8 protein-coding genes are annotated in these 6519 nt (G+C 61.0%); 3 read left to right on the top strand and 5 right to left on the bottom strand.

Going from position 1 to position 6519, the window contains the following annotated elements:
- Positions 1 to 522: nitrilase-related carbon-nitrogen hydrolase (locus R2855_19665; GenBank protein ID MEZ4533222.1), on the top strand; the 522-nt coding region annotated here is incomplete at its 5' end.
- On the opposite strand, the gene R2855_19660 is transcribed toward R2855_19665, so the two are convergent.
- Genes R2855_19660 through R2855_19645 form a run of 4 tightly spaced genes read right to left on the bottom strand, consistent with a single transcriptional unit; the run spans position 440 to position 2413 of the window.
- Complete coding sequence (locus R2855_19660) at positions 440 to 841, bottom strand: hypothetical protein (GenBank protein ID MEZ4533221.1); 402 nt, start codon at positions 839 to 841, stop codon at positions 440 to 442. The two genes, R2855_19665 and R2855_19660, sit on opposite strands and share 83 nt — an antisense overlap.
- Complete coding sequence (locus R2855_19655) at positions 838 to 1686, bottom strand: LLM class flavin-dependent oxidoreductase (GenBank protein ID MEZ4533220.1); 849 nt, start codon at positions 1684 to 1686, stop codon at positions 838 to 840. The genes R2855_19660 and R2855_19655 overlap by 4 nt, the downstream gene beginning before the upstream one ends.
- Positions 1683 to 2111, bottom strand: a complete 429-nt coding sequence (locus tag R2855_19650; GenBank protein MEZ4533219.1) for a type II toxin-antitoxin system VapC family toxin — start codon at positions 2109 to 2111, stop codon at positions 1683 to 1685. Before R2855_19650 ends, R2855_19655 begins: the two co-directional genes overlap by 4 nt.
- Positions 2108 to 2413 (bottom strand): type II toxin-antitoxin system prevent-host-death family antitoxin, encoded by a 306-nt coding sequence (locus R2855_19645; GenBank protein MEZ4533218.1) that lies wholly within the window; start codon positions 2411 to 2413, stop codon positions 2108 to 2110. The genes R2855_19650 and R2855_19645 overlap by 4 nt, the downstream gene beginning before the upstream one ends.
- 960 nt (positions 2414 to 3373) lie before the next feature.
- Between R2855_19645 and R2855_19640 the strand changes: the two genes are divergently transcribed.
- Both R2855_19640 and R2855_19635 read left to right on the top strand, forming a co-directional pair.
- Positions 3374 to 3895, top strand: a complete 522-nt coding sequence (locus R2855_19640) for a hypothetical protein (GenBank protein MEZ4533217.1) — start codon at positions 3374 to 3376, stop codon at positions 3893 to 3895.
- Positions 3896 to 3979: 84 nt separating this feature from the next.
- The gene (locus R2855_19635) at positions 3980 to 4642 is read left to right on the top strand and encodes a hypothetical protein (GenBank protein ID MEZ4533216.1); all 663 of its coding nucleotides are present in this window, start codon (positions 3980 to 3982) and stop codon (positions 4640 to 4642) included.
- 175 nt (positions 4643 to 4817) lie between these two features.
- Here the strand turns inward: R2855_19635 and R2855_19630 are convergent, their stop codons facing one another.
- Positions 4818 to 6224: an ATP-binding protein gene (locus tag R2855_19630; protein MEZ4533215.1), complete on the bottom strand. Its 1407-nt coding sequence runs from the start codon at positions 6222 to 6224 to the stop codon at positions 4818 to 4820.
- Between the last annotated feature and the right edge of the window lie 295 nt (positions 6225 to 6519).

Genomic DNA, 6519 nt, shown 5'->3' with positions numbered 1-6519 from the left:
ATCTATTGCGCGCCCACGGCCGACGCCCGCGACAGCTGGCTCGCCTCCATGCGCCACATCGCCACCGAAGGGCGTTGTTTCGTCCTCTCCTGCAACCAATACGCCCTGCGCAGCGACTATCCGGACGACTACGACACCTCGTTCAGTAACGAACCGGACGCCGTCTACTCTCGCGGCGGGAGTTGCATCGTCAACCCGCTCGGCGAGATCATCGCCGGTCCAGACTACGAGGGGGAAACCATCCTTACCGCCGATCTCGACCTGCGCGAGATCGCCCGTGGCAAATTCGACCTCGATGTCATCGGGCACTACGCCCGCCCAGACATCTTCCAACTGACGGTCGATGAATCGCCCACCGCCACCGTCACCTACGGAGGTCATCCTGACGAAGGACGGATCTCCTCGCCGCAGCGAGTGTCCAGCGGTGATCAGGACTCGCTCAGTCGGTCCGCATCCGCTCGATCTCCGCAGCCGGCACATCCATCGTATCGCCCGGAATCGACGGCCAGCGGACCGTCATGACCACGCAATCCTCCAGCGCCCGCCATCGGTGCGGCACGCCCGGACCCCAGATGAGGTAATCGCCCGGCTGTTCCAGGATCACCACCTGCTGCGGGAGCTCGATCTCGTGCCGCCCCGACGCCAGCACCACCAGCGACGTTCCCGTCTGGCACGCGGTCCAGTCCGACTCGCCGAAGCCCGCGGCATACGTGCCCCATTTGACTTCGACGACATCCGAGTGCCGCAACCCCTCCGGCACGAAATGCCCCAGCAGCCACCCGCGAAACGGATTGGCATCCTCCCGCGCGTTGCCGGTTGTCCAGCCCCGTGCCTGGCTCACGACGCCTGGCGCAGCTTGGGCAGCAGATCGACCACTACCTCGTCGAAGACCTCCTTCTGCCCCGGATTACGCGGCCAGGGCAGGCGGAAGTCGGTGAACCCCAGCGCCCGATAGGCATGAAAGTGCTCTTCGAACTTCGCTGGCGATTCCAGGAAGACTCGCGCCGGGCTGACCGAACGCACGATCGTCGCCGGATCGCGCCCGATCTCGAGACAGGCTTTGTCCAGGTTCTTGCTGGCAGTCCCCGCTTCGTCCAGGTCGCCGACCGAGTTCCAGATGTCGGCATACTTGGCCACCAACCGCATCATGCGCGGTTTGGTGCCACCGATCAGCACCGGCAACTTCCCCTGGGACGACTTCGGTTCGAAGGGCGCATCGATCAGCTCGTAGTGCTTGCCGAGATAGGTAACCCGCTCCTTCGATTGAAGGAGATCCCAGATCTCGAGCGCTTCCTCGAACCGGTCGACTCTGGTCTTCGGGTCATAGAGCTCCCAGCTATAGGCCTCGTGCTCGCGCCGGGTCCACCCGGCGCCCACCCCGAAGGTCACCCGCCCGCCGGAGATTTCATCGACGGTCATCGCCTGTTTCAGGAGAAAGACCGGATTGCGATAGGTGTTCCCCGCCACCATCACCCCGAGCCGCACCCGGTTCGTCTGGGGAGCGAGCGCCGCCAGCATGGTGTAGGCCTCGTGGGTCGGCTCGCGCACATCGAAGAGCCCATAGAAGTGATCGACCACATCGAAACTGTCCCACCCGGTTTGCTCGGTGGTGACGATTCGGTAGGAAAGCTCCGCGAAGCTCGCCCGCTGCCCGCAGACGATGCCAAACCGGATTGGGTGTGTCATTCCGCCATCTCCATCGCTTCGACCGGCGTCATGGTACGGCAGAACAACTTACCGCGCTCCCGTTGTTGCTTGTCCCAGGTAACCAGCGGCAGATCGAGCGTTGCTGCGAGCGCCAGAAAGACGGCATCCGAACCGCGAATGCTGGCATGCCGCGCGATGTCGGCAGCCAGCAGTCCCAGGGGCAATGAAATCGAATGAAGAGTGAACAGCTGGATCGAAGATATCATCTCGAGAATGTCGGCAATGACCTGCTCTGGCGCCCTAATTCTCGAAAGCACCCCAGCGAATTCGGCCGGAAAATGCGCAGGAACGTGCAAGCGAACATCACCGAAGCGCACGAGATCCATGAACGGCTGGGTCTCGCGAAAATGGACATCTGCGGGGAGCACCCCCGCAAGCCAGATACTCGTATCGACAACGATCACGAAATCGCCCGGCGCATGGGCGGGAGATCCTCGTCGTCTGGCGAGATTTCCATGCGCTCCACGTTCAGAAGCTCCACCACATCGATCGGATCCGGACCCATCTGTGCGGCAAGGTTTTGTCGAAGCTTGTCCAGTCGCTCCCAAAAGGCATCGCTCTCCCCCTGAGAGCGTTTCTGCTTGGGCACAAGGGTCGCCACAACCTCACCGCGATAGGTAATGTCGATGGTTTCGCCATTGTCCCGGACGCGACGCACGATCTCGCTGGTGTGTTCTTTCAACTCACGAACGCCGACCGATGTCATCGGAGTGCTCCTCTTGATGTGACCACATTTGTGACTACATGGCGAGTGTAGCATTTGGCACCGTGAATCGATCCTCGAGGACTGACGACTGACAACTTGTGACTCGAAATGGCGGTGGGATCGACCATGACGCTCGGGAGAGCCGGGATCCAGCACCGAGTGTGGATGACGGGTAACCAGCCCGGGCACAATCCGTTGCTGCCCAGGCCCGCGCTCGTTGCCAAACGTGCCGCTTATCCATGATAGTAGAACATATGTTCTTATTTGTCAAGGGGGTTTGGGGCGGATTTTTTTAGGGGTGGAGACGGGAGGGCACGGAGGCCCTTCGCTGCGGAGGGGTTGGGGCTTCGTCGGGAGTGTGGTTCCAGGGGACGAGAGATCCTTCGACTTCGCTCAGGATGACGGGGGTGGGGGACGAGAGATCCTTCGACTTCGCTCAGGATGACGGGGGTGGGGGACGAGAGATCCTTCGACTTCGCTCAGGATGACGGCGGGTGGGAGACGAGGGAAGTCCTTCGACTTCGCTCAGGATGACGGGGGTGGGGGACGAGAGATCCTTCGACTTCGCTCAGGATGACGGCGGGTGGGAGACGAGGAGATCCTTCGACTTCGCTCAGGATGACGGGGGTGGGGGGCGAGCGAGATCCTTCGACTTCGCTCAGGATGACGGGGGTGGGGGCGAGCGAGATCCTTCGACTTCGCTCAGGATGACGGGGGTGGGGGCGAGCGAGATCCTTCGACTTCGCTCAGGATGACGGGGGTGGGGGACGAGAGATCCTTCGACTTCGCTCAGGATGACGGCGGGTGGGAGACGAGGGAGATCCTTCGGCTGCGCTCAGGATGACTGTGCTCCGGCAAGCTCATTGGCTCCTCACGCGGCTGATACACTCATCGTAACGACCACACACCCACGTTTCTCAGTTGTCTCGACTGCCAATCTCGATGAATGGAATGCTCTGCATGGAAGATTCCCAATTCGATCGATTCACCCAGGCGCTTGCGAGCGGGCAATCACGCCGCTCCGCAATCAAGATCGCGCTGGGACTGGGCGGAATTGCCGCGCTCGGCGGGCGAGCGCCAGAGGCCGATGCCGCTCGCCGGCCCACCCCAACTCCCAAACCGGTCAAATGTCCCGGCAATCAGACTTGGGACGGAAGCGCCTGCGTCTGCCCCGACGGCGATACGAAATGCGGCCCTGATTGCTGTCCCGATGGCCAAGCGACCTGCTGCGACAACGCCTGCTGCTACGGCACCTGTTCCAGTGAGGAAATTTGCTGCTCGACTGGCGAAATCCCGTGCGGAAAGAACTGCTGCGGAACGGGCACCAGATGCGTCCATGGAAATTGTTTCGATGACCCATGCCGGACCATAGGCGAGCCATGCGCCGTGAACGGCGACTGTTGTGGCGTCGACGCCTATGCCGTGTGCGAGTTTTCCGAGAGTCAGGGTCACGATGTCTGCGCCTATTCGAGTCTCACCTGATGTAGTGGACCGTTCGGAGCCGGTACGGCCGCGCTGTTCGGTGAAGTGCTCCCATTCGGAGGTCGTCGTTCCGATGCGGGATTCGTGACCGTTGGAGAGGATGACGATGGCGTTGTGCCAGAAGAGCTGGGGGATGGTGGTCTTGTAGTCGCGCAAGTTGTCGTCGTAGGCGTCTTTGGCGGGTTTGGTGAGCGCTTTGAGCTCGACGAGGACGAGGGGGAGACCGTTGACGAAACCGATGAGATCGGGACGTTTGGTATAGGGATCGCCAGCAACTCACATCTGGGAGGCGAGGAAGAAATCGTTGTTGGCGGGGCGGTCCCAGTCGATGACGCGGACGATCTCGACGCGCTCGCGGCCCTGGGAATCGGGAACGGTGACCTTGACGCTATCGCGCAGGAGATTCCAGAGGTCGTGGTTGGCGTGGACGGGGTGGTTGGCGGAACGGTCCTGGGAGAGCTCGGTGACGGCCTGGTCGATGGCGGCGGTCGGGAGGTTGGGGTTGAGTCGGGTAAGGGCGGATCGGAGGCGGGTGGCCAGGACGACATCGTGCCGGGTTTCGCGGCCGAGCGGGTTGGCGGGTCCGCAGAGCTCGTCGAAGCAGGACTGGGTCTGCCATCCGAGGTCGGCGAAGAGGGCGATGGCTGGTTGTTCGACGAGGGTGTTTTCGGAATAGTCGGTTTGCACCCCGGGACCTTTGTTCCTGTGCGGTTCTGTCGCTCCAGGATAGTATCGGATTTGGAGTGAGTTCGACGCGGAATCACACGGATTGACACCGAATCTCACACCATCTCACACGGAATCACACGGAATCACACGGAATCACACGGAATCACACGGAATCACACGGATTGGTAACCGGAGCGAGCGTGTCTCGAACAGATTCCGGTCCGACCGCGGGCAGTGGACGGATTGAGTTTGCTCAACCCGGAACCGTTCCCGTTAACAACCACCGAGATGCTCTTGCTTTCCCTGCGTTATAGACGAGTCCCAACATCTTCAGTATCTGCAGGTTGTCTTGCACAGTACGCAGCGCGGGTTCGTCCGGCAACAGATCCATGAGTTCCCGCAAAGGTATCGGCCCATGCTCCGCAAGTGTGTTCAGAATGGCTTGTTGAAGAGGGGACAAGTCCGTATCGACGCGGCTTGGCGCGCGAGACGCGGTTGGGCGGAATCGAACCGTGAAGGAATGTGGGGATGCGACGAACTCAGGCGGGGCAAGACCGGCCGATTGGTTCAGCTCGATCATGCGCAGGGTTCCACTGCCCCACGATTCGATGATTCCCTGCCGGTAAAAGACATGCGCAATCCCTGGATTCCAACTGCGCGACTGGTGCGGCGCCAGGAGATCGTCGATCGCTATGCCAAACCGCAGCGGTCCGGTGCTGGTGATTTCCAGGCGGTCGTCGTAGATCGCCAGATCGATGCCTCCCCCGATGGCGGCATAGTCGCGGTGGCAGATTGCATTCGCCATTGCCTCACGGAGCGCCGCGGTGGGATAGAGCGGTTCGTCGATTCGTTCGATGAGATTCGGAACGATGCGGCCCGCGACCGGCAGATGATCGATCCAGAATTGTTGCGCCCGAGCGAACACGTCGAAGGCGTTTCCAACGAACTGCCGATTGTCCAGGAACTCGCTTTTCGTCGTGCCTCGAAAACGCGCCAGGCGAAGCAGGCATTGCGGATACGAGACACGAAGGCGATCTTCTTTGCCAAACAACACCATCGCAGCATTGAGAATGCGTCCATCCTTCAGCAGACCCAGGCCAAGAAGGAGCGGTTCGATATCACGCGTGAGTGGATCTGACAGCCGTTGCCGTCGGATCGCCTCTTCGACCGTCATGACGATCTGGCGATGATCGAGGTCAGCGAGTGTGAAACCGGCGGCTGGCCGGCTTTCCCAACTATCGGAACGGTGCGCTTCGTCGATGATCCGCTGTCGATAGAGGTCCGAGGGCATGCGCGAGGTGGTCTTGCCCAGACGCTGGTAGGGAACACCGCCGAAGGTATGCGTGCGCACTGACGCTGGGCACGCGACTATCACAACAGCGCGACCGTTCTCCAGACTCACCGTATCGATGCTGATATCCGTCATTGGCTCGATGCGGCGAACACCATTTGCGACACGTTCAAGTGTTTGGTCTCCGACCTCCTGCCCGCGAACATCGCCGCCATCGGTAATGCCGAAGAAGACGAACCCGGGCGATCCGGTGTTCAGGACTCCGCAGACGGACTGCAACCCGGAATCTAGTTCGGCCGTGGACGCCTTGAATTCCAATGCTTCGGATTCGCCGCCGGCGACGAGTTGGAGAAGGTCTGCTTCGTTCATGACGCAACGATACGCGACTTGCCGATCGGCGGCGCCAGGACGATCGAGTTGGATCTCAGTGGGTAAGTACAGCGAAAGGTGGTCAGGACGACATCGTTGCGGGTTTCGCGGCCGAGGGGATTGGTGGGCCCGCAGAGTTCGTCGAAGCAGGACTGGGCCTGCCATCAGAGGTCGGCGAAGAGCGCGATAGTCGGTTGCTCGATCAGGGTGTTTTCGGAGTAGTCAGACATTTCGTCCCGGGACTACGCCCCGGAAGGTCAGATTGACCGTGAGCATAGACCAATTCATACTTGTC

Source organism: Thermomicrobiales bacterium (assembly GCA_041390825.1).
Taxonomy (GTDB): Bacteria; Chloroflexota; Chloroflexia; order Thermomicrobiales; family UBA6265; genus JAMLHN01.
This window is presented reverse-complemented; position numbering and strand designations above follow the sequence as displayed.